This window comes from Streptomyces hundungensis, assembly GCF_003627815.1.
Taxonomy (GTDB): Bacteria; Actinomycetota; Actinomycetes; order Streptomycetales; family Streptomycetaceae; genus Streptomyces; species Streptomyces hundungensis_A.
The window spans coordinates 7393779-7416977 of the sequence record NZ_CP032698.1 but is presented as its reverse complement, the minus strand read 5'-3'; the positions used below and the strand labels follow the sequence as shown (position 1 = coordinate 7416977).

Annotated in this window: 18 protein-coding genes and 2 pseudogenes; 7 read left to right on the top strand and 13 right to left on the bottom strand. The window is 72.4% G+C overall.

Annotation, left to right across the window (positions count from 1 at the left end; genetic code table 11):
• Positions 1-111 precede the first annotated feature (111 nt).
• Positions 112-1404: a phenylacetate--CoA ligase PaaK gene (gene paaK, locus DWB77_RS32995; protein WP_120725854.1), complete on the top strand. Its 1293-nt coding sequence runs from the start codon at positions 112-114 to the stop codon at positions 1402-1404.
• A 50-nt stretch (positions 1405-1454) separates the two neighbouring features.
• On the opposite strand, the gene DWB77_RS32990 is transcribed toward paaK, so the two are convergent.
• Genes DWB77_RS32990 through DWB77_RS32980 form a run of 3 tightly spaced genes read right to left on the bottom strand, consistent with a single transcriptional unit; the run spans position 1455 to position 5640 of the window.
• On the bottom strand, positions 1455-2942 hold the full coding sequence (locus tag DWB77_RS32990; protein WP_120725852.1) for an acyl-CoA synthetase: 1488 nt from the start codon (positions 2940-2942) through the stop codon (positions 1455-1457).
• A gap of 41 nt (positions 2943-2983) precedes the next feature.
• Complete coding sequence (locus DWB77_RS32985) at positions 2984-4534, bottom strand: acyl-CoA synthetase (protein WP_120725851.1); 1551 nt, start codon at positions 4532-4534, stop codon at positions 2984-2986.
• Positions 4531-5640: a nitronate monooxygenase gene (locus DWB77_RS32980; RefSeq protein ID WP_120725850.1), complete on the bottom strand. Its 1110-nt coding sequence runs from the start codon at positions 5638-5640 to the stop codon at positions 4531-4533. Before DWB77_RS32980 ends, DWB77_RS32985 begins: the two co-directional genes overlap by 4 nt.
• A gap of 199 nt (positions 5641-5839) precedes the next feature.
• Here DWB77_RS32980 and DWB77_RS32975 point away from each other — a divergent pair, with 199 nt between their 5' ends.
• Entirely contained in the window at positions 5840-7603 is a 1764-nt protein-coding gene (locus DWB77_RS32975) for a serine hydrolase domain-containing protein (protein ID WP_162952652.1), read from the top strand.
• 34 nt (positions 7604-7637) lie between these two features.
• Here the strand turns inward: DWB77_RS32975 and DWB77_RS32970 are convergent, their stop codons facing one another.
• From DWB77_RS32970 to DWB77_RS32955, 4 genes and pseudogenes are all read right to left on the bottom strand, one after another.
• A complete protein-coding gene (locus DWB77_RS32970; RefSeq protein WP_120725848.1) occupies positions 7638-9203 on the bottom strand; it encodes a phytoene desaturase family protein in 1566 nt (521 codons plus the stop codon).
• Between the two features lie 269 nt (positions 9204-9472).
• Positions 9473-10304 (bottom strand): annotated as a pseudogene (locus DWB77_RS32965) (serine/threonine-protein kinase); the annotation flags it as partial.
• A gap of 60 nt (positions 10305-10364) precedes the next feature.
• Entirely contained in the window at positions 10365-11210 is an 846-nt protein-coding gene (locus DWB77_RS32960) for an oxygenase MpaB family protein (protein WP_120725844.1), read from the bottom strand.
• A gap of 140 nt (positions 11211-11350) precedes the next feature.
• Positions 11351-12541, bottom strand: coding sequence for an acyl-CoA dehydrogenase family protein (locus tag DWB77_RS32955; RefSeq protein ID WP_120725842.1), 1191 nt, complete (start codon positions 12539-12541; stop codon positions 11351-11353).
• A 261-nt stretch (positions 12542-12802) separates the two neighbouring features.
• Between DWB77_RS32955 and DWB77_RS32950 the strand changes: the two genes are divergently transcribed.
• Positions 12803-13000 (top strand): hypothetical protein, encoded by a 198-nt coding sequence (locus tag DWB77_RS32950; RefSeq protein ID WP_120725840.1) that lies wholly within the window; start codon positions 12803-12805, stop codon positions 12998-13000.
• Positions 13001-13099: 99 nt separating this feature from the next.
• Here the strand turns inward: DWB77_RS32950 and rho are convergent, their stop codons facing one another.
• From rho to DWB77_RS32925, 5 genes are all read right to left on the bottom strand, one after another.
• Positions 13100-14224, bottom strand: coding sequence for a transcription termination factor Rho (rho, locus tag DWB77_RS32945; RefSeq protein WP_120725838.1), 1125 nt, complete (start codon positions 14222-14224; stop codon positions 13100-13102).
• A gap of 263 nt (positions 14225-14487) precedes the next feature.
• Complete coding sequence (locus tag DWB77_RS32940; protein ID WP_120725836.1) at positions 14488-15339, bottom strand: carboxymuconolactone decarboxylase family protein; 852 nt, start codon at positions 15337-15339, stop codon at positions 14488-14490.
• A gap of 76 nt (positions 15340-15415) precedes the next feature.
• Positions 15416-16993 carry a bifunctional phosphatase PAP2/diacylglycerol kinase family protein gene (locus tag DWB77_RS32935; protein ID WP_246033705.1) on the bottom strand — a complete coding sequence of 526 codons (1578 nt, stop codon included), beginning with the start codon at positions 16991-16993 and terminating at the stop codon, positions 15416-15418.
• A 42-nt stretch (positions 16994-17035) separates the two neighbouring features.
• Positions 17036-17413 (bottom strand): DUF488 domain-containing protein, encoded by a 378-nt coding sequence (locus DWB77_RS32930; protein WP_120725834.1) that lies wholly within the window; start codon positions 17411-17413, stop codon positions 17036-17038.
• A 150-nt stretch (positions 17414-17563) separates the two neighbouring features.
• On the bottom strand, positions 17564-18670 hold the full coding sequence (locus DWB77_RS32925; RefSeq protein WP_428985169.1) for a hypothetical protein: 1107 nt from the start codon (positions 18668-18670) through the stop codon (positions 17564-17566).
• A 162-nt stretch (positions 18671-18832) separates the two neighbouring features.
• Here DWB77_RS32925 and DWB77_RS32920 point away from each other — a divergent pair.
• Positions 18833-19780: pseudogene (locus DWB77_RS32920) on the top strand (hypothetical protein).
• On the opposite strand, the gene DWB77_RS32915 reads toward DWB77_RS32920, so the two are convergent.
• Positions 19777-20733, bottom strand: a complete 957-nt coding sequence (locus DWB77_RS32915; RefSeq protein WP_120725833.1) for a TIGR01777 family oxidoreductase — start codon at positions 20731-20733, stop codon at positions 19777-19779. The pseudogene DWB77_RS32920 and the gene DWB77_RS32915 sit on opposite strands and share 4 nt — an antisense overlap.
• Before the next feature lie 183 nt (positions 20734-20916).
• Here DWB77_RS32915 and DWB77_RS32910 point away from each other — a divergent pair, with 183 nt between their 5' ends.
• The 3 genes from DWB77_RS32910 (at position 20917) to thrS (ending at position 23190) form a co-directional block, all read left to right on the top strand.
• On the top strand, positions 20917-21432 hold the full coding sequence (locus DWB77_RS32910; protein ID WP_120725831.1) for a DUF5709 domain-containing protein: 516 nt from the start codon (positions 20917-20919) through the stop codon (positions 21430-21432).
• A gap of 19 nt (positions 21433-21451) precedes the next feature.
• The gene (locus DWB77_RS32905) at positions 21452-21700 is read left to right on the top strand and encodes a type B 50S ribosomal protein L31 (RefSeq protein WP_120725830.1); all 249 of its coding nucleotides are present in this window, start codon (positions 21452-21454) and stop codon (positions 21698-21700) included.
• Positions 21701-21864: 164 nt separating this feature from the next.
• Complete coding sequence (gene thrS, locus DWB77_RS32900) at positions 21865-23190, top strand: threonine--tRNA ligase (protein ID WP_428985168.1); 1326 nt, start codon at positions 21865-21867, stop codon at positions 23188-23190.
• Positions 23191-23199: the final 9 nt, after the last annotated feature.

Here is a 23199-nt window from a genome sequence, read left to right as displayed (position 1 = left end):
TTGACGCACCCCTGGGGCTGGTGAATTACTGATCCGGGAACAGATCGACCGAATGATCGGTCGTCCGATTTCGTCACCCTTCGCGGGTGGGGCGAGGACGGGAGCGCACCCATGGCAGCTGAGCTGGACGAGGCCGAGCGGCTGAGCCGGCCGGAGCTCCAGGCCCTTCAGCTCGAGCGGCTGCGGGCCTCGCTGCGCCATGCCTACGACAACGTGGCGTTCTACCGGGAGGCCTTCGACAAGGCGGGGGTCCGCCCACAGGACTGTCACTCGCTCGCCGATCTGGCCCGCTTCCCCTTCACCGCGAAGTCGGATCTGCGCGACCACTACCCGTTCGGGATGTTCGCGGTCCCCGAGAGCGAGATCCGCCGCATCCACGCCTCCAGCGGCACCACGGGCCGGCCGACCGTCGTCGGCTACACCCAGCGTGACCTGGACACCTGGGCGGACGTGGTGGCCCGGTCGATCCGCGCCGCGGGCGGACGCCCCGGCCACAAGGTGCATGTGGCGTACGGATACGGCCTGTTCACCGGCGGGCTCGGCGCGCACTACGGGGCCGAGCGACTGGGCTGCACGGTGATCCCCGCCTCCGGCGGCATGACGGCCCGTCAGGTGCAGCTCATCCAGGACTTCCGCCCCGAGATCATCATGGTGACGCCGTCCTACATGCTGACGCTGCTCGACGAATTCGAGCGGCAGGGCGTCGATCCGCGCTCCACCTCGCTCGAGGTCGGCATCTTCGGCGCCGAGCCGTGGACCGAGGAGATGCGCCGCGAGATCGAGGAGCGGTTCGCGATCGACGCGGTCGACATCTACGGGCTCTCCGAGGTGATGGGCCCCGGTGTCGCGCAGGAATGCGTGGAGACCAAGGACGGGCTGCACATCTGGGAGGACCACTTCTATCCGGAGATCGTGGATCCGCTCACCGGTGAGGTGCTGCCGGACGGAGAGCGGGGCGAGCTGGTCTTCACCTCGCTCACCAAGGAAGCGATGCCGGTGATCCGTTACCGGACGCGGGACTTGACGCGGCTTCTGCCCGGCACGGCCCGGATCTTTCGGCGGATGGAGAAGGTGACCGGGCGCAGCGACGACCTGATCATTCTGCGCGGGGTGAATCTCTTCCCCACCCAGGTCGAGGAGATCGTGCTGCGCACGCCCGGCGTCGCCCCGCACTTCCAGCTCAGGCTGACCCGGCAGGGCCGGCTCGACGCGCTGACGGTACGGGTGGAGGCGCGGGCGGGCCTGGCGCCGGAGCAGCGCGAGGCGGCTGCCCGCTCGATCGTCGCGGCGGTCAAGGACGGCATCGGGGTCTCGGTGGAGGTGGAGGTCGTCGACCCCGAGACCATCGAGCGTTCGGTGGGCAAGTTCAAACGCATCGTCGACCTGCGGCAGGAGAGGAGTTGACAGAGGTGGGGACCTCCGGAGACCTCAACTCCCTTGCCTCGCCCGGGTGTTCAGGCGAACCGGCGCAGTTCGCGCTTGAGGATCTTTCCGCTGGCGTTCCGGGGCAGTTCGTCCACGAACCGCACCCGTTTGGGGGTCTTGAAGCCGGCCAGTGACCGGCGGGCGTGGTCGATGAGTGCGGCCTCGCTCACCTCGCCCCGCCGTACGACGAACGCGGTGACCGCCTCGATCCAGCGCTCGTCGGGCAGCCCCACCACGGCGGCCTCGGCGACGGCCGGATGCGTGTACAGCACGTCCTCGACCTGGCGCGAGGCGATCAGTACGCCGCCGGAGTTGATGACGTCCTTCACCCGGTCGACGACGGTGAAGTAGCCCTCGGCGTCGCGCACCGCGAGGTCCCCGGAGTGGAACCATCCGTCGCGGAAGGCCTCCTCGGTCTCGGCGGGCTTGTCCCAGTAGCCCTCGCACAACTGCGGTGAGCGGTAGACGACTTCGCCCGCCGTGCCGTCGGGGACCTCTTGGCCGCTCTCGTCGACGACCCTCGCCTCGACGAAGAGGACGGGCCGCCCGCACGAGTCGAGCCGCCCCTCGTGCTCGTCGGGGCCGAGCACCGTGGCCAGCGGGCCGATCTCGCTCTGCCCGAAACAGTTGTAGAAGGCGAGCCTCGGCAGCCGTTCGCGCAGCCGCTCCAGGACCGGCACCGGCATGATCGAGGCCCCGTAGTAGGCCTTGCGCAATCCGCTCAGGTCCCGGGTGGCGAACTCGCGATGACCGGCGAGCGCGATCCACACCGTGGGCGGCGCGAACAGCGAGTCGGCGCGGCCCGCCTCCACCAGGTCGAAGATCCGGCCGGCGTCGGGCGCGTCCAGGACGGTGTTCTCGGCGCCCACCGCGAGGTAGGGCAGCAGAAAGACGTGCATCTGCGCCGAGTGGTAGAGCGGCAGGGTGTGGACGGGCCGGTCCGAGGCGCGCAGGTCGAGCGCCGTGATGGCGGAGACATACGCGTGGACGAGCGCCCGGTGGGTCATCATCGCGCCCTTGGGCAGCGCGGTGGTGCCGGAGGTGTAGAGCAGTTGCACCAGGTCGTGCCGGTCACCGTCGCCCTCGTACGGGACCGGCTCGGCCAGCGCGGCGAGCAGCGAGCCCGCGCCCTCGCGCAGGGGGTGCGATGCGAAGCGCGCGGGCACCTGCTCGGCGAGCGCGGGGTCGGCGAGGACGAGGGACGCGCCGGACTGTTCCAGGATGTACACCAGGTCGTCCCCGGTGAGGTGCTGGTTGATCGGCACATGGACGAACCCGGCGCGGGAGCAGGCGAGGAACGCGATGAGGTAGGCGTCCGAGTTGTGGCCGTAGGCGGCGACCCGGTCGCCCTTGTGGAGCCCCAGGGCGGTCAGGAAGGCGGCCGCGGTGGAGACGGCCTCGTCCAGTTCGGCATAGCTCCAGGAGCGCTCCGCGTAGCGCAGGGCGGTGCGGCCGGGGGTGCGCCGGGCGCTGCGGCGCACGATGCCGTCGACGGTGCTGCTGCGTACCTCGTCCATGGCTGGATCCTGGGCGGCCGGGAGGCCGAGGTCAAGCCTCGTCACATCGCGCGCTCGTGGCCCTCCCAGTACGGTGCGCGCAACCGCCGCTTGTACAGCTTGCCGTTCGGGTCGCGGGGCATCGTCGCGATGAAGTCGAGGGTCTTGGGGCGTTTGTACGCGGCCAGCCGGTCCGCGCAGTGGGCGAGTATCTCCGCGGCGAGGTCCTCGTCCGCGGCATGGCCCTCGGCCACCTCGACGACGGCCTTGACCTCCTCTCCCCAGTCGGCGTGCGGGATGCCGAAGGCGGCGGCGTCCGCGACGGCCGGATGGGTCAACAGGGCGGCCTCGATCTCGGCCGGGTAGATGTTGACGCCACCGGAGATGATCATGTCGATCTTGCGGTCGCGCAGGAAGAGATAGCCGTCCTCGTCGAGGTAGCCGAGGTCGCCGACGGTGAAGAAGTCGCCGATGCGGTTCTTCCTGGTCTTGCCCTCGTCCTTGTGGTAGCTGAAGCCGCCGGTCGACATCTTCATGTACACCGTGCCGAGCTCCCCGGGCGGCAGCTGGTTGCCGTCGTCGTCGAAGACCGCCAACTCGCTGATGGGCCAGGCCCTTCCGACGGTGCCGGGCTTCTTCAGCCACTCCTCGGCGGTGGCAAACGCGCCGCCTCCCTCGCTCGCCGCGTAGTACTCCTCCACGCAGCTCCCCCACCAGTCGATCATGGCGCGTTTGACGTGGTCGGGGCAGGGCGCGGCGCCGTGGATGGCGTGCCGCATCGACGACACGTCGTAGCGCGCCTTCACCTCGTCGGGCAACGAAAGGAGCCGGTGGAACTGGGTCGGCACCATGTGCGTGTGGGTGCAGGCCTGTTGGTCGATGAGGCGCAGCATCTCCTCGGGCGTCCACTTGTCCATGAGGACGACGCGGTGCCCGATGTGGAGCGAGGCGCCCGCGAATTGGAGCACGGCCGTGTGGTAGAGCGGCGAGCACACGAGGTGGACGTTGTCGTCGAACGGCTTGATGCCGAAGATGGCGAGGAAACCGCCGAGATAGGTCTCCTCCGGGAGCTTCCCGGGCAGCGGGCGCCGGATGCCGCGCGGGCGCCCCGTGGTGCCCGAGGTGTAGTTCATGACCCAGCCCAGCGTGCGGTCGGCGGGGACCGACTCGGGCTGTGTGTCCAGGAGTTGGGCGTACGGAGTGAAGCCGGGCACCGTGCCGACGGCATAGCGGTGGGAGGCGGGCACGCCGGCCTCGTCGGCGGCGGCGGTGGCCGCGTCCGCGAACCGTTCGTGTGCGATGAGCACCTTGGCGCCGGAGTCGGCGACGATCCACGCGATCTCCGGGCCGACCAGATGGTGGTTGACCGGCACGAGGTAGAACCCGGCCTGGGACGCGGCGAGGTAGGCGGTGAAGAACTCGACGCCGTTGGGCAGCACCACGGCGAACGCGTCGCCGCGCTCCAGGCCGGCGGCCCGCAGCCCGTGGACGAGTTGGTTGACGGCGGCGTGCAGACGGCCCGCGGTCCACTCCTCGCCGTCCGGGGCGAGCAGGACGGGCCGGTCGGGGTCGGCGGTGGCCTGGGCCCAGAAACCGTTGGGCGGCTGGTTCATCGGGCGTCCCTCCCGGCGATGCGGTTGATGCGGTCGACGGCGCGCTCGAAGCCCCGCGTCAGCTCGTCGAAGGTGTCCTGGACGCTGCGTTCGGCGGTCATCTTCCCCACGATCTGGCCTACAGGTGTGCCGAGCAGCGGTTCGACCTCGTACTTCTGGATGCGCGAGACGGCCTCGGCGACGAGGAGGCCCTGGAGCGGCATGGGCAGGGTGCCGGGTCCCGCCGGGTCGTCCCAGGCGTCGGTCCACTCGGTGCGCAGTTGGCGGGCGGGCTTGCCGGTGAGGGCCCGGGAGCGGACGGTGTCGCCCGAGCCCGCCGCGAGAAGTTTGCGGGTCAGCGCGCGGGAGTGGAGTTCGGCCTCGGTGGTGGTGAGCCAGAGCGAGCCGAGCCAGACGCCCTGGGCGCCGAGCGCGAGCCCGGCGGCGATCTGCTCGCCACTGCCGATGCCCCCGGCCGCGAGCACCGGCAAGGGGCCGACGGCGTCCACGACTTCGGGGACCAGCACCATGGTGGCGATCTCCCCGGTGTGGCCGCCGGCCTCGTAGCCCTGGGCGACGACGACGTCGATGCCCGCCTCGGCGTGGTGACGGGCGTGGCGGGCGCTGCCGGCGAGCGCGGCCACCGGCACACCCCGGTCGTGGGCGCGCTCGATGACGTCGGCGGGGGGCGAACCGAGCGCGTTGGCGAGCAGCTTGATCGGATAGTCGAAGGCGACGTCGAGCTGGTTGCGGGCCACCTGTTCCATCCAGCCGGTGATGCGCCAGCCCGAGGCCTCTCCCCCGGCGAGCTCGGGCACGCCGTGCTTGGCCAGGGTCTCGCGCACGAAACGCCGGTGCGTCTCGGGGATCATGGCCTCGATCTCGGCCTCGCCGGCCCCCTCGACCTTCTTGGCGGGCATCACCACGTCGAGGCCGTAGGGCAGGCCTTCGGTGTGCTCCTGCATCCAGTCGAGATCACGGGCCAGGTCGTCCGGGGCCGTGTAGCGGACCGCGCCGAGCACGCCGAATCCGCCGGCCCGGGTGATGGCCGCGGCCACCGCCGGAAACGGCGTGAAGCCGAAGACGGCGTGCTCCACTCCCAGTTTCTTGCTCAGCTCCGTCTGCATGGGGCGCAGGATGCCGCAGCAGGAGCGACGAGGGAAGAGATTTTCTGATGCTGCGTCAGTTTCTTTGCGCCACGCCCTCGGCGCCCCCGACGGATCATTGACACGGCCAGTACCGGGGAAGAAAGTTTCCGATGATCGATGTGATCACGAAAGATACTTTCACCGCGTCGGGCGGCGCGTCAGGAAGAGGTGCGAGCCGATGGCCGCGGAAGTCCCGGGCATGAGCAGACGACGACTGGCCGGTGCGGCCGTGGTGCTGGGAGGCGTGCTGATGGGGGGCTCGATGCCGGGGACGGCGACGGCGGACGAGCGGGGACGCACGCTGCGGCACGGCCGGGCCGAGCGGGCCGGACTGCTGCCCGAGCATCTGGACCGTCTGGTCGAGGAGGCCGAGCGCTACCTCGGCCCCTCTCCCCGGCACCCCTGGTACGCGAGCGCCGTGCTGCTCGCGGGGCGCGGCGACACGGTGGCGCTGCACCGGGCGATCGGCAGCGCGGTGCGCTACGAGAGGTACGACGAGCAGAGCGACCGGGCCGTGGAGCTGCCGCCCCAGGACCGGATCGCGGCGAGCGAGGACACGGTGTACGACCTCGCCTCCCTCTCCAAACTGTTCACCTCGCTGCTCGCCGTCCAGCAGATCGAGCGGGGCGCGCTGGCCCTGGACCGCCCCGTCGCCGCGTATCTGCCCGAGTTCGGCGCGGCGGGCAAACAGGCCGTCACCGTACGGCAGTTGCTCACCCACACCTCCGGGTTCCGCTCCTGGATCCCGCTGTACGGGGCGCCGACCCGCGAGGCGAAGCTGAGGCTCATCTGGAACGAGGCCCCGGCCGCCGTGCCCGGCAGCGCCTACCTCTACTCCGATCTGAATCTGATCTCGCTCCAGCTGGTCCTGGAGAGGATCACCGGGCGCCCGCTGGACGTACTGCTCCACGACGAGATCACCGCTCCGCTCGGGATGCGCAGCACCCGCTACAACCCGCCCGCGTCCTGGAAGCCGAGGATCGCCGCGACCGAGGACGCCCGAAGGCCGTGGTCGGGGCTCGACCGGGGCCTGGTGTGGGGCGAGGTCCACGACGAGAACGCGTACTGCCTCGGCGGGGTGGCCGGTCATGCCGGGGTGTTCTCGTGCGCCTGGGACCTCGCGGTCCTCGCCCGGACCCTGTTGAACGGCGGTGTCTACGGGCGGGCCAGGATCCTGAACCCCGCCTCCGTGGGGCTGCTGTTCACCGACCTCAACTCGGCCTTCCCCGGCCACGAGCACGGCCTGGGCTTCGAGCTGTACCAGCACTGGTACATGGGCGCGATGGCCACCCCGCGCAGCGCCGGGCACACGGGGTTCACCGGCACCAGCATCGTCATCGACCCCGGCACCGACACCTTCCTCGTGCTGCTCGCCAACTCCGTGCACCCGGTCCGCACCTGGCGCTCCGGCTCGGCGCCCCGGGTGGCCGCGGGCGACGCCCTCGCCCGCGCGGTCCCGGTACGCCCCGCTCACGGCGGGGAGTCCTGGTTCGCCGGCATGGCGCGCGGGACCACCGCCACTCTCACCCTGCCCCGCACTCCCGCGGCCGCCAGGCTCCGCCTGAGCTGCGCGCTGTGGTGGGACACCGAGCCGGGCGTGGGCACCGTCACCTTGGAGGCCTCGGCGGGGCCCGAAGGGGCCTGGCGGGCCGTGCCGTTCAGGACCGCGCTCCCCGGGGAGACGGCCGTGGAGCACCCCGCGGGATCGGTGACGGGATGGTCCGGCCGGGTCTGGCACGAGGTCGACGCGGATCTGGGCGACCGGCCCGCGGGACCGGTGCGGCTGCGCTGGCGGTACACCACCGGCCCCCTGTACGTCGGCCGTGGGGTGTATGTGGACGGGCTGCGGATCGTCGAGGACGGCCGGGTCCTCTTCGACGAGTCCCGGCCGCACGACGCCGCCCGGATCGAGGCGGCGGGCTGGACACGCTCCCCGAACTGAGCCTGCCGAAGCAGCAGTTGAGGGCGGCGGTCGCTCACCGACCGAGCACGGCCATCGCCGCGTTGTGGCCGGGGATGCCGCTCACACCGCCGCCGCGCACCGCGCCCGCCCCGCACAGCAGCACGTTCGGATGGCTCGTCTCGACCCCCCAGCGGCCCGTGGACTCGTCGCCGTAGGGGAAGGCGAGTGCGCCGTGGAAGATGTGGCCGCCGGGCAGCCGCAGATCGCGCTCCAGGTCCAGGGGCGTCTTCGCCTCGATGCAGGGGCGGCCGTCGGCGTCCCGTGCCAGACAGTCGGCGAGCGGTTCGTCGAGGTGGGCGTCGAGTTGGGCGAGGGTGGCGGAGAGCAGCAGTTCGCGCGCCTTGTCGTTGTCGCCGGCGAACAGCCGGGCCGGAGTGTGCAGACCGAACAGGGTGAGGGTCTGGTAGCCCCGGCGGGCGAGGTCGGGGCCGAGGATCGAGGGGTCGGTCAGGGAGTGGCAGTAGATCTCCGAGGGCGGTGCGCCGGGCAGCTCGCCGCGCGCGGCCTCGGCGTAGGCGGTCGCCAACTGGCCGTATCCCTCGGCGATGTGGAAGGTTCCGGCGAAGGCCTCCCTCGGGTCCACCGCGGTGTCCCGGAGCCGGGGCAGCCGTGTGAGCAGCATGTTGACCTTCAGCTGGGCGCCCTCCGCGGGCTCGGGCGGCGCGGAGCCGGTGAGGTCGGCGAGGGCTCGCGGGGAGGCGTTCACCAGGACGTGCCGGGCGGCCACGGTGCCGGAGGTGTCGCCGGTGACATAGCCGACCTCCGCCTCGGTCCCGTCGGTGCGGATCGCGGTCACCTCGTGCCCGGTGACAATCTCCGCTCCGGCCGATCGAGCCGCCCCGGCGAGTGCGTCGGTGAGGGCGCCCATGCCGCCGACGGGGACGTCCCAGTCCCCGGTTCCCTGGCCGATCACGTGGTAGAGGAAGCAGCGGTTCTGGGCGAGCGAGGGGTCGTGGGCGTCGGCGAAGGTGCCGATCAGGGCGTCCGTGAGTACGACGCCGCGCACCAGGTCGTCGCTGAAGCGTTCCTCGACGGCGACGCCGATGGGCTCCTCGAACAGCATCCGCCACGCGGCGTCGTCGCTCACCCGCGCCCGCAGCGCGGCGGCGCTGGGCAGCGGCTCGGTCAGCGTGGGGAAGACCCGCTCGGCCACCTGCCGCGTCGTGTCGTAGAAACTCTGCCAGGCGGTGAACTCCGCATCCGATCCGGTCAGTTGACGAAACGACGCGGCGGTGCGCTCCCGCCCGCCGCCGACCAGGAGCCCGCCGGGACGTCCTTCGCGCAGGGTCGGCGTGTACGAGGACACGGTGCGTTTGCGGACCGCGAAGTCCAGCGCGAGATCGTCGACGATCTTCTTCGGCAGCAGCGAGACGAGGTAGGAGTAGCGCGAGAGCCGGGCGTCCACCCCCGCGAAGGGCCGAGTGGACACGGCCGCACCACCGGTACGGCCAAGCCGTTCGAGCACCAGGACGGACTTGCCGGCCCGAGCGAGATAGGCGGCGGCAACCAGGCCGTTGTGGCCCCCGCCGACGATGACGACGTCATACAGCTCACGATCGAACGCTCTACGCAGCCCCATACCCCTTGATAACACGCCCCCGCCCACGTCCGGGCCGGGTTTCCAGGGCGCCGGCAGGTTTCAGGGGGTTCAGGGGCGCGGGGAACTGCGCAAGGCGGTCCACTCTCGGGTGAGGCCCGCGGCGGGGTCGGCCGGGTCGGCCGGAGAAGGGACCCGGGCCGCCTTGTGCCCGGCGGTCATCCCCTTCGTCCAGGCCGGGAGCCGGGCCGCACGCGGCGCCACCGGCACCGAACCACCAAGGGAACCCCCCGCAGCCCGCCCCGCGGCAAGCCGCGCCGACAACTCCCCCGCGTCGTAAGGACGTTGGCCCGGATCCTTGGACAGCAGGTCGAGCACCACGCGATCGAGGAACCCGGGAAGCTCGGCACGGTGCTCGCGCGGCGGAAGGGGCTCGGTGTCGCGGTGCCCGACGAGCACCGCCCAGGTGTCGTCCAGGTCGAACGGTGGCGCCCCGGTGGAGAGTTCGTACAGCACACAGCCGAGCGAGTACAGATCGCTGCGGTGGTCGACCTCGTCGCCGCCGATCTGCTCCGGCGACATGTAGTGCGGGGTGCCCATGGCGATGCCGGTGCCGGTGAGCCCGCTCGTGAGGTCGATGTCGGCGCCGAGGCGGGCGATGCCGAAGTCACAGATCTTCACGGTGCCGTCGTCGAGCCGCATGATGTTCGCGGGCTTCAAGTCTCGGTGCACGATGCCCTGTTGATGGGTGTAGGCGAGGGCCGCCGCGACCTGCTCGGCGATGTCCACGACGTCCGCCACCGGCAGCGGCCGCCGCTCGTTGTCGTCGAGGCACTCGCAGAGGTTGCGGCCTTCCAGCAGTTCCATCACGAGATAGAGCCCGCCCTCGTACTCCCCGAAGTCGTGGACGACGGTCACCCCGCGGTGCTGGAGCGCGGCCGCCAGCCGGGCCTCGCGCCGGAAGCGCTCCCTGAGGACCCGGGCGAAGGACTCCTCGTGGCCCGGGGCCGGCGGCTTGAGCAGCTTGATCGCGACCCGGCGCTCCAGCGACTCGTCGCGGGCCCGCCACACCTCGCCCATGCCGCCGCGCCCGATCACGTCGAGCAGCCGGTAGCGGCCGTGGATCAGCCTGGTCTCCGCCATCTGGTGCCGTCGCCCCCGTCACTGACCCGCCCTGCCCGGCCCCACCAGTATGGCCGCCCTTCAGCGGAGTGTGTACGGCGCGGGTCGGGCCTGGGGCCCGAGCCGGGCGACCGCCTTCAGGATGTGCCGGGGCGGGAGCTGCCAGCGCACGGTCGGGGGAATGCGGCGCAGCGCCGTTCCCGCCAGGGTCAGACGGCGGTCCACGGTCCCCGCCGCGGGGGCGGGCCTGCCGTAGAGCTCGTGGGCGTACGGGGGCAGTGAGGCGTAGGCGAGGGCGGCCACGCGCCGCCACACCAGCGCACGCGCCGGGACCAGCAGGGGGCGGACGGGCGGGCGGCGCAGGAAGTCGTCGACGGCCCGGGCGTCGGAGGTGGCCGCGAGACGGGATCGTATGGAGTCGAAGTAGGCGGCGAGCTCGGCGACGGTTCCGGGCACGCCGGCCGGGTCGAGCCCCACCAGGCGGGCGTCCACCCGGTGCTCGCCGACGTATCGGTCCGCCTGGGCGTCGTCGAGACGGAATCCGGAGCGCCGGACGACGCCGAGGTAACTGTCGATCTCGGCGCAGTGCACCCACAGGAGCAGCTCGGGGTCGTCGATCCCGAACCGCTCCCCCGTCTCGGGGTCGTCCGCCTTGAGCCGGGCGTGGATCCGCCGCACCCGGGCGCCGGCCTGTTCGGCGGCCTCCTTCGTGCCGTACGAGAGCGTCCCGACGAAATCGGCCGTACGCATCAGGCGGCCCCAGGCGTCCTGGCGGAAGTCGGAGTTCTGCATGACCCCGCGCACGGCCCGTGGGTGCAGTGCCTGGAGGTAGAGCGCGCGGACGCCCGCGATCCACATCATGGGGTCGCTGTGCAGCTGCCAGGTGACCGAGTCGGGCCCGAAGTACCCCGGGTCGGCGTCCGTCATCCGCCACCTCCAGTGAGCGTGCGCTCAGCGCCGGGCGCGCCTGCCGAAAAGGCTAGTCGCCGCTTCCCGCCGGGGGTACGGGTCGGAGGGACCGGGTGTCCGATCAGGACAACGGGCGGCTGCCGCGCGGTGACCGCGGCCTAACGCCGGACCCGTGGCATCCCCAGTCCGATCCAGGCGATGATCTCCCGCTGGATCTCGTTGTTGCCGCCGCCGAAGGTGAAGATCACGGCGGAGCGGTAGCCGCGTTCGAGTTCGCCGTGCAGGACGGTGTGGGCGGAGCCCTCCTTCATCGGGGCGGCCGCCGCCACGACCTCCATGAGGCTGGCGTAGGCGTCCCGGCGCGCCTCCGAGCCGTACACCTTGACGGCGGAGGCGTCCTGCGGGGTGAGGGTGCCCTCCTGGACGGCGTTGACCATCTGCCAGTTGAGGAGCTTCATCGCGTCCAGGCGGGCGTGGGTGCGGGCGAGGTTCTTGCGGACCCAGCCGAGGTCGATGACGCGGCGGCCGTCGGCGAGCTTGGTGTCCGCCGCCCAGCGCTGCACGTCGTGCAGGGCGCGGATCGCCATGGTGCCGTGCGCGGCCAGGGTGACCCGCTCGTGGTTCAGCTGGTTGGTGATCAGCCGCCAGCCCTTGTTCTCCTCGCCGACGCGGCGCGTGGCGGGCACCCGGATGTTCTCGTAATAGCTGGCCGTGGTGTCGTGCGAGGCGAGGGTGTTGATGAGGGTGCAGCCGTAGCCGGGGTCGGACGTCGGCACGAGCAGCATGGTGATGCCCTTGTGCGCGGGGGCGTCCGGGTCGGTGCGCACGGCGAGCCACACCCAGTCGGCGGTGTCTCCGTTGGTGGTCCAGATCTTCTGACCGTTCACCGTGTACGTGCCGGTGGCCTCGTCGCCCTCGCGCACCGCCCGGGTCTTCAGGGCCGCGAGGTCGGTGCCGGCGTCGGGTTCGCTGTAGCCGATGGCGAAGTCGATCTCGCCGGAGAGGATCTTCGGCAGGAAGTACGCCTTCTGCTCGTCCGTGCCGAACCGCATGATCGTCGGGCCGACGGTGTTCAGCGCCATGAGCGGCAGGGGGACGCCCGCCTGGGCGGCCTCGTCGAAGAAGATGAACTGTTCCATGGGGCTGAGGCCGCGTCCGCCGTACTCCGTGGGCCATCCCACCCCCAGCCAGCCGTCCCGGCCGAGCCGGCGCACGGTCTCGCGGTAGAACCGCTTCTGCGCGGCCGGGTCGGGGTACCGGGCGTGGACGTCGTCCGGCACCAGGTCGGCGAAGTAGGTCCGCAGCTCGGTGCGCAACTGCTGCTGCTCAGGCGTGTATTCGAGGTGCACGGCCCCTCCAGGACGGTCGCGGTACGGCGGCGCACACAGTAGAACGTGTTCCAAGAATCCGGAAGAGAAGCACCGACCTCGCCGACCCACGCCCGCCGACCCTGCCCGCCGGGCACCGACCCCCGGGCCCCCGCTCGGCGCCGCGCGGATCGCGTCTGCCCCGCCCGCGCCGCCCGGGGGCGGAGGGGGCGAGTGGGCCGGATGCGGTCCGGGTAGACGGGGGCGAGAATGGTGCATTACCGGACGAACGTAGGAGGCGGCATGAACGACCTGTCCGATTCCAGTCAGCACGAGCCCGTGACCCCCGACGCCCTGCTGCACACGGGAGCGGGGGGCGACATCACCGCGGAGGACCTGGTGCTCGCGTCCGGGCGGGACATCAATCCGCAGAACCTGGCCTGGGCCGAGCGCAAGCTGGCCGCCGAGGGTCCCGCCGCCCTCGACAAGCTGCTGCCGTAAGGGCGCCCGTCGAGCGGGGTCCCGCGACGGCGCGCCCGGCGCCGCGCGGGCCTGTCCCGTGCCGCGCCGGGGTGCGAGTGCGCCCGTTCGGGTCCCCCTTCAGGCGGTGAGGCGGACCTGGCGCAGGAAGGCCGCGTTGTCGGGCGTGTGCCGGAGCTTGTCGAGCAGAGGCTGGAGCGCGCCCTGCGCGTCCTGGTGGTGCAGCGCCCGGCGCAGTCCACGCACCGCGCTCAACTCCCCCGGGCCGAGCAGGAGTTCCTCGCGCCGGGTGCCGGAGCTCGCGATGTCGACGGCGGGGAAGAGGCGCTTGTCGGCGAGGGCGCGATGCAGGCAGAGCTCCATGTTGCCGGTGCTCTTGAGCTCCTCGAAGAAGTAGTCGTCGGCGCGCGATCCGGTGTCCACCAGAGCGGTCGCGAGGACGGTGAGGGAGCCGCCCTCCTCGGTGAGCCGCGCGGCGCCGAAGAATTGCTTGGGTCCCCGCAGCGCCGCCGCGTCGACGCCGCCGCTCAGCGTTCGCCCGCCGGGTCCTGCCGCGTTGTTGTGGGCGCGGCACAGCCGGGTGAGCGAGTCGAGGAGCAGGACGACGTCCTGCCCCTGCTCGACCAGGCGCTTGGCGCGTTCGATGGCGAGCTCGGCGAGGGCGATGTGCTCTTTGGGCGGCCGGTCGAAGGTCGAGGCGAGCACCTCGCCGCGGACCGAGCGCCGCATGTCGGTGACCTCCTCGGGCCGCTCGTCGACCAGGAGCACCATGAGGTGGCACTCGGGATGGTTCTCGGCGACGGCCTGGGCCAACTCCTTGAGCAGGACGGTCTTTCCGGTCTTCGGCGGGGCGACGATCAGACCCCGCTGGCCCTTGCCGATGGGTGCCAGAAGGTCGATGACACGGGTGGTGAGCCGGTCGGCACGGGTCTCCAGACGCAGCCGTTCACGTGGGTGCAGCGGGGTGAGGTCGGCGAAGTGCGGTCGGTGGCGCAGCGCTTGGGCCGGGCGGCCGTTGACCCGTACGACGTGTTCGGGGGTCGGGCCTTCGCATTCGACGAAGTCGCCGCTGCGCAGGGCGAGTTGACGGATGAGTGCGGGCGGGATGTGCGTGTCGCCCGGGGACGGGGCGTATCCGGTGGTCCGGATTCTGCCCTGTCCGCCCGTGAGGTCGAGGACGCCGGCGAGCGGGGCCTGGGCGGGGTGGTCGTGGTGGATGGCGGGTTTTTCGAGCGTGCTCAGCACAGGGGGGTCCCTTCGCGCGACGGGGCGCAGGAGAAGTCCGGGCCGTACAGCGGCCGGGAGGGGAACAGCGGGCGTCGCGCTGGAGGCGGCGCCGGGAGGGAACGAGCACGGACGCCGCGAAGAAGGGGCGTACACACGTGCTGTCCGCAGAGTAGCACCCCTGGCGCCCGGCGGTCCCGAAGGATGCTGGACGCCCCAACCGATTCCCCTCAACTCTCCCTGCACGGAGCTGACTTGACCCGCACCGTCGTCGGGGCCTCTCCCTACACCCTGCGCCCCTCGTCGCCGCGCTCCTCGAAGACCTCGCGCGCCGCGGCGATGCCGTTGAGGGCGGCCGGGAAGCCGGCGTACCCCGCCATCTGTGTGATGACCTCGACGACCTCCTCGCGGCTGCCGCCCACATTGAGCAGTCCGTTGATGTGGACGCGCAGTTGCGGGGCGGCCGTGCCCAGCGCGGTGCACATGGCGACGGAGGCCAGTTCACGTGACTTGAGGTCGAGTCCCGGGCGGGAGTAGACGTCTCCGAAGGCGAACTCGACGATGTAGCGCGTCAGATCGGGCGCGATGTCCCGCATCGAGGCGACGACCTGGTCACCGGCGTGCCCGTCGACCTCGGCGAGCTTGGCGAGCCCCCGCTCGTACCGGTCGCCCGGCAGCGGCTCGGAGTCGACCGGGGTGGCGGTGACGTCCGGGCGGCGCTCGAAGACCTCGCGGGCGGCGCCGATGCCGTTGAGGGCGGCGGGGAAGCCCGCGTACACGGCGGTGTGGATCAGGATCTCGACCACCTCGGCCGGGCTGACCCCGACATTGAGCGCGCCGTCGATGTGGAAGCGCAACTGGGGGGCCGCGTTGCCCATGGCGGCCAGCGCGCCGACGGTGGCGATCTGCCGCTCGCGCAGGGTGAGTCCAGGGCGGGACAGGACGTCGCCGTAGCCGAAGGCGACGGTCATGTGCCCGAGGTCGGGGGCGATGTCGGCCAGGCTGTCCAGGACCGCCGGGTGCTCCTGGCCGCCGACGGTACGCAGCAGGGCGAGGCCCCGCTCGAACCGCTCATCGCTGGTCTCGCTGCCGGAGGAGTGGGGGGACGCGTGGTGTACGTGCTCTGCGCTGTTCATGCGACAGACGCTACGAGTTGGAGTGTGCTCCAGCACAAGCGGGTCCCCCGCATCCGGCGCGCGCCCGGCGGCCGTCTCACGTCGCCGCCCGCGCCCTGCTCGCCGTGGCGCCCGCCACCAGGGCGGCCCGCGCGGTGCGGGCTCGCTGGGCGATCTCGTCCTGGGGTTCGGCGGGGCTGTAGACCACCAGCGCCCGTTCCGCCTTGTCGAGGAGGAGGGCGTCGGGCGCGGCCGCGGTCTCCCCGTCGTACGCGAGGGTGTTGACGGCTTCCAGGCCGGTGATCCGGATCGAGCGGACGCGTTCGGCCCGGTAGACGTGGGAGCGGCGCAGCGCGCCGGCGAGGGCGGAGACGACGAGGCGGGTGCGGGCGAGGCGGGCTTCGGCGTCGACGGTGCGTACGTCCAGGACTCCTTCGTCGAGGCGCGGCCGGTGCGAAGGGGCGAGCCCGTCGGGCTGGTAGTGGCCGTTGCCGGCGAAGAGCAGCCACAGCGCACGCGGCCGGCCGTCCAGCCGGAGGCGTACGGGATCGGCGGTGCGCAGCGTCCGGATGAGGGCGATGGCGGCGGCCGGCCACTTGCCGATCCGGCTCTCCAGGCCTTCGCGCGTGCGCACCAGGTCGGGGTAGAGCCCGATGCTGAACGTGTTGAGGAAGGCGGCGACGTCCTGGCCCGCCCCGTCGCGGACGCGGGCGAAGTCGACGCGGATCGCCTCGCCGTGTTCGAGGGCGTACGCGGTGTCCTCGAAGGCGGCGACGCCCGCGTCGAGGGCGAAGTGGTTGAGGGTGCCGCCGGGGAACACGGCGAGGGCGAGCCCGGCGCGGGCGGCACGTTCGCAGGCCGCGTTCACCGTGCCGTCGCCGCCGCACACCCCGAGCACCTTGGCGTTCCGGCCCGCTCGGTCGACGGCGTCGTCGAGCAGGTCGCCCAGGTCCTGGCCCGGTCCGAGTTCGAGGATCTCGGCCTCGGGCAGCAGCAGCCTCAGATGGTCGCGGGCGGGCAGCCGGCCCGGAACTCCTTTGCCGGAGCCGCGGTTGAGGGCGACCACGAGGCCCTGGCCGCGCGACAGTTCGGCCGCCGCGACCCGCGTGTGCAGGGAGTGCGGGGGCCGGGGCCGGGGCGGCCACCAGTAGCAGGTGACCGCGGCGGCGGCCATGCCGAGCGCGCAGCCGGCGAGCACGTCACCCGGGTAGTGCACGCCGACGTAGACGCGGGAGAACGCCACGGCGGCGGCGAGCGGCCCCACCAGCGCCCCGTACCGGGTGGACTCCAGGGCGACCCCGGTGGCGAAGGCGGCGGCCGACGCGGAGTGGCCGGAGGGGAAGGAGGTGGTGATCGGCGCCTTGGTCAGGCGCCGCACCAGCGGGACCGCGTCGATCACCGGGCGTTGGCGCCGGGTGGCGTACTTCGCGACGGTGTTGGTGGTGAGCGAGGCGAGCGCCAGGGCGCCGATTCCGCGCCGGGCGGCCCGGCGGGCGGCGGGGCCGCCGGCCACCGCGAGCACGCCCGCGGCGGCGAACCAGAGCCGTCCGTGGTTGGCGGCGCGACTGAGCCGGGGCAGCACCTCGTCGGCTCCGGCGAGCCGCGCGGTGGCCACCCGCTCGAACCAGCGGCGGTCGATCGTCCCCATCCGTGACATCGGTGGCATCGGTGACATGCCCCCTGCCTAGCCCGGATGGCGAGCCGCCGCCCGCCGGGTTCACCCGGACGGGCGGCCCCGGCGGACGGCGGCGACCAGGGTCGGCACATGGCTGTGGTCGACGTCCTTGGCCGCGGTGAGCAGGGTGATGGTGCGGTCCTTGGCCAGCTCGACGAGCCGGTCGAGCGCCCGGGCCTGTTCGGCCCCGGTCAGCTCGGCCTCGTACCGCTCCTGGAACTCGGCGAAGCGTGAGCGGTCCTCGTGGTACCAGCGGCGCAGTTCCGTCGAGGGGGTGAGCTCCTTGGGCCACTCGTCGACGGCGGCGCGGTCCTTGGACAGGCCCCTCGGCCAGAGCCGGTCCACCAGGACACGCAAACCGTCGGCCTCTTCGGGCGGGTCGTAGACGCGGCGGACCCGCGGGGTGTGTCGTGCCGGCATCGTTGCCTCCTCGGGGTGGCGTCCGCGCTGTTGTCTCGCCCGCCCACCCTGTCAACAGCCCGCGGGTCGCGCGACCGTGCGCCGTGCGCCGTACGCCGTGCACGAGAGCGGCCCCGTTCAAGCGGAGCCGCCGTCGCACACGGGCGGGTTTCAGACGCCCACCGCCTCCTCGATCTCCTCTTCCTCCTGCTCGTCGACGGACTCCGCCGGCGAGGGAGCGATGGCGGGGGCGGCCGGAGCAGGTGTCCGGCGGCGTTCGACGGCGGTCGCGATCGCCATGACCGCGAGACCCAGGACCAGCCAGCCGGCGAGCACCCACACGTCGCGGGCGAGGTCGTGGCCGCCGAAGTAGACCAGCTCGCGGATTCCTTCGAGGAGGCCGGCGCCGTTCCAGAAGGCGTGCAGGCCGGCGAAGAAGCCGTTTTGCAGCTCGGGCCTGAAGAGGCCGCCGGAGCTCGTGAAGTTGAGCATCACGAACAGGACCATCACGGCGAGCGTGGTCCAGCGCTTGAGGAAGGTGTGCAGCCCCACGCCGAGGAAGAGGATGCCCGCCGAGTACAGCCAGGACATCGCCCACACGCCCCACAGGCCGTGGTCGACCAGGTGGAACAGCGGTCCCGCGAAGGCCACGCCGATCAGGGAGACCGCGAACGAGACCCCGGTCACGAGCGCCACCCTGGTGCGCGCGGCGAGCCCGGCCCCGGCGGCGCCGAGCACGGCGACGGAGGCGTACGAGCCGATGCTGACGGCGATGAGCAGGAAGAAGATGCCCGAGCCCGTCGGGTCGCCGGAGACCGGCGGGACGACATCGGTGACCTTCAGGGGGACGCCCTGGGCGGTGGCCACCGGGGTGAAGACCTTCTCGACCGCCGTGGCGCTCATGTCCGATCCGGCGGAGGCGACGACGAGCTCGGGGGTCTTGGCGTCCAGGACGTACGCGCCGGTGATGTCCCGGTCCTTGAGCTGGTGGACGGCGGTGGCGCGGTCGGGGAGCGTGCGGACGTCGAGCGCGTCGCCCGCCTTGTCCTTCACCGTCTGCGCGAACACCTTCGCCTCGGGGCCCGCTCCGACGACCGCGACCGGCAGATGGTGCGGCTCGGGGGTGACGAACGCGCCGAGGTAGGCGAGTCCCATGCCGAGGCACATCAACAGGGGGGTGACGAGGTGGGTGAGGACGTGCCGCAGCGCGGGGTTCGACGGCGCCGTACGCGCGTCGCCGGGCGCGGCGACCCGGCCGGCCTTGTGGCCTCCGGACATGACAGGACCCTTCTGATCGGACGCACCGCCGGGAGCGGCCCCGCCCAATGGTTGGCTTTTACAACTCCAATAGGTTGTACTCTACAAGCATCTCGTCGCGGAAGCCACCCGGGCGAAGCCGCCTCGGTGGCGACCGGCCCCCGGCCGCGTTGAGATGGGGCCATGAGGCGCGAGGTGGAGCGGTGGTGGGCGGAGCTGCCCCCGGCGGCCGGCGCGGCCGTGATGGCCACCGCGATCATCTCCATCGGGCTGCGCCTGACCGGCCACGAGGCGCTCTCGCTCGCGGCGCTGATCGTGGCGGGGGCGCTGTGGCTGCTGCTCGCCTGCGACTTCGTCGCGCGCCTTTTCACCAACCGGCGCCGATGGTCGGGCGAGGCGGACACCCCGGCCGCACTCACCGCCGTCGCCGCGACCACGGTGCTCGGCACCCGGCTCTCGGCACTGGGGGCGCACGGCCCGGCCCTGGCCCTGCTCGCACTCGCCGCGGCGCTGTGGCCGGGGCTCCTGGTCGCGGTCGTACGCCACTGGCGGCGCCCGATGCCCGGCGCGGCCTTCCTGGTGTGTGTCGCCACCCAGGGCCTGGGCGTGCTCGCCGCGACCCTGTCACTGGCGGGCGAGGGCGACCGGCTGGGCTGGGCCGCCCTGGTCGCGCTCGGCCTCGGCCTCGTCCTGTAGGTCGAGGCGCTGGTCCGGTTCGACGTCGGCGAGATCGTCGCGGGCGCGGGCGACCAGTGGATCGGCGCCGGGGCGTTGGCCATCTCGGCGCTCGCCGCCTCGAAGCTGGCGCTCTCCCCGCTGTGGACCGGCGCCGCACACCAGGCGCTGCGCACGGCCACCCTGGTCCTGCTCGGGCTGAACCTCGCCGGGTGCGCGGTGCTGCTGGTCGCGGAGGTGGGCCGACCGCGTCCGGGGTACGACATCCGGCGCTGGTCCACGGTCTTCCCGCTCGGCATGACGGCGGTCGCGGCGCTGTCCACCGCGACCGCCACCGGGGTCGGCCCGCTGCGCACGCTCGGCGAGGTCGTGCTGTGGATCACGGTCGCCGCCTGGCTGCTCACGCTCGCCGGGTTCGCCCGCCGGCACGCCCAACTACCCGGCAGGATCGGCTAGTTGGCACCCCGTCGCGCGGTGCGCACCCGGCGGACCAGGTCGGCGGCGGCGCCCGGCCACTCTGGGTGCTCGAAGGTGAAGCCCGCGTCCAGGAGGCGGCCGGGCACCACGCGGCGGCTCTTGAGGAGCAGCTCGGTGTCCGAGCGCAGGGCGAACGCGCCGAGTTCGGCCATCCACTTCCTCGCGGGCAGCCCCACGGGGACGCCCCGGGCGCGGCGCAGCGCGCGCATGAAGGCGCGCTGCGGCAGCGGGCCCGGCGCGGCCAGGTTGACCGGTCCGGTGAGGTCGTCGCGCTCGACGAGGAACTCCACCGCCCGGACGAAGTCGCGGTCGTGGATCCAGGACACGTACTGCGCGCCGCCCGCGACCGGGCCGCCGAGCCCGAGCCGGGCGAGCTTCAGGAGCACGTCGAAGACGCCGGCGCGGTCGGGGCTCATCACCATCGCGGAACGCAGGGCGACCTTGCGGGTGTCCGGGGTGCGGGCCTGCTCCTGTGCCGCTTCCCACGCCTTGGCGATCTCGACGCTGAAACCCCAGTACCCCGGAACGTCCGGCTCGGCGCCGCCCACGACTCCACTCGCCTCGTCGTTGGCCGCGTCGAAGCGGTGGGCGTACACGGTCGCGGTGCTCATCTGGAGCCATACCTTCGGCGGTCGCGCGGCGGCCTCGATCGCCTCGCCGACGACGCGGGCGGAGCGTACCCGCGAGTCCATCATGGCCCGCAGATTGGTCTCGGTGTAGCGGCAGCTCACGCTGCGGCCGGCCAGGTTGATGACGACATCGCTGCCGTCCACGACGTCCGCCCACGGACCGAGCGTCTCGCCGTCCCAGGCCACTTCTCGCTCGCCGCGCGGGCTGCGCGTGAGGATGGCGACCTCATGTCCCGCGGCGGTCAGCGCCCGGTCCAACACCGTGCCGACCTGCCCCGTTCCGCCGGGAATCACTATCTTCATTGCGCCCCCTCGATGTGGAAGCGACCCTACCGCAGGGACTTGAACGCGTTCAAAGTGATCTGGCGCTCACCCGGGTGGCTGGCGTGCGGTGGTGCCGGGCGGCGGACCGAGCCGAGACTGGGGACGGCTGCCGGATCGCACCGAGCGGCGTACGAGCCACCGGTCGCGACCCAGGAGGTAGCCGTGGTCGACAGCGAGGCATGGGGGGACGAGGTCTACCAGCCCGACGGCTCCGAGGTCCAGGACGACGAGGGCCTTCTCGGCGCCGAGGACACTCTGGACGACGGGCCCCCGGACCCCCTCGACGTCGGCTACTCCCCGCCGGATCGGCCCTGGGCCGTGGAAAGCACCGGGGTGACGGCCGCCGAGCGGCTGCGCGGCGACAGCCTGGAGCAGCGCCTGGCCACCGAGGTCCCCGAGGCGGCCGCGGCCGAGGGCGACGGCATCGGCGACACCTGGGACACCGACGGCGAGCCGCGCGACAACGAGGTCGGCGGCGCCCGCGCCGGGCGCCTCGTGGCCCCCGACGAGGGCGCCCACCCCGACGACGAGACCCGGCTGCTCGCCACCGACGTGGGCATCGACGGGGCCGCCGCCTCGGCGGAGGAGGCGGCCATGCACATCGTCGACGAGGACGACACCGCAGACCTCGACGGCTTCGAGGACCCCGCCGGCACCGAATCCGGCGACACCCGCTGACCGACCACCCGGAGCCCCCATGCAGCGCGACAAGCAACCCCCGTACCAGCCGGTCGTCTTCCGTGACCGGGCGGCCGGATTCGCCTTCCTCACCCGCTCGACCGCGACCAGCGACGAGACCATCGACTGGGACGATGGGAACACCTATCCGGTCATCGACGTGGAGATCTCCGCGGAGAGCCACCCCTTCTACACCGGCAAGGCCCGGACGGTGGACACGGAGGGCCGGATCGCCCGGTTCGAGCGGCGTTACGAGGGCAAGGAGTGAGCCCATCGCCCCCCCCACACTCCCCCTGGGCCGTTCCGGTTCGAAGCGGGGGCGCGAAAAAAGGGGCGCGGCAACCACAGCCGGGCTGTTAGCTTCAGCGGCATGAAGCGTGCGGCTGTGCAGTGGACGACGACGCCGGAGAGTGTCCCGGCGCGCTGACAGCTGTGTACGTCAAAGCCCCGGGGCCGAGTGGCCCCGGGGCTTTTCCGTGCGGTCACTCGTCCCCCAGAGACCGCGAGGAGCCCCCCGTGCACGACCACCGCCGACTCGGCCGCGAACTCGACCTGTTCGACACCGACCCGCTGATGGGAGCGGGACTGCCCTACTGGCTGCCGAACGGCGCGGCCGTGCGGCACGCCCTGGAGGAGTACGTGCGCGAGACCGAACGCCTGGCCGGATACCGGCACGTGTACTCGCCGGTGCTCGGCAAGCGGGAGCTGTACGAGATCTCCGGGCACTGGTCGCACTACAGCGAGGACATGTTCCCGCCGATGGAGCTGGGCGCCGAACAGGTCGTGCTGCGCCCCAGCCTGTGCCCCCACCACGCCCTGATCTACCGCTCCCGCGCCCACAGCTACCGCGAACTGCCGCTGCGCATGGCCGAGTTGGGCGGCATGTACCGATCCGAACCGTCCGGCGTGCTCGGCGGCCTGACCCGGGTGCGGGCGATCCAGCTCAATGACGCCCACGTCTTCTGCACCCTGGACCAGGCCGCCGAGGAGGCGCGGGCCGCCCTCGATCTGATCGGCCGCGCGTACGAAGCGCTGGGCATCCGCCCGGCCCGCTACCGGCTCTCGCTGCCAGGCTCCGGCGACAAGTACGTCGCGGACGCCGGCATGTGGGAGCGGGCCGCCGCCCTGCTGACCGAGGTCCTCGATGCCAGTGGGGTGCCGTACGAGGCGGTCGAGGGCGAGGCCGCGTTCTACGGGCCGAAGATCGATGTGCAGATCGCCGACGCCTCGGGCCGCGAGGCCACCTTGTCCACCGTGCAGATCGACTTCCACCAGCCGGAGCAATTCGATCTGCACTACATCGGCCCGGACGGCGCCCGGCACCGTCCGGTGATGGTCCACCGCAGCATCATCGGCAGCATGGAACGCGCCGTCGCCCACCTCATCGAGCTCCACGGTGGCGCCTTCCCGGCCTGGCTCGCGCCCGTCCAACTGGTGGTCGCGCCCGTCTCGGACGCACAGGTCGAGGCCGGGGCCGCATTGGTGGAGCGGGCCCTGGCCGAGGGTCTGCGCGCGGAGCTCGCCGGCCCCGAACAGGGCTCCCTCGGCGCTCGCATCCGGGCGGCCCGCCTCGTCCCGTACCAGGCGGTGATCGGCGCCCGGGAGGACGCGGCGGGCGAGGTGGCCCTGCGGTTGCGCGACGGCCGCCACCCGGCGGCGCTGGCGACCGCCGAGCTCCTGCGGCGCGTCGGTGCGCTCGTGTCGTCCCGCAGCGCCCAACTCTGGGACCACCAGGGTGAGTTGGCGGCCAGCGGCTGAGTTCCGGCA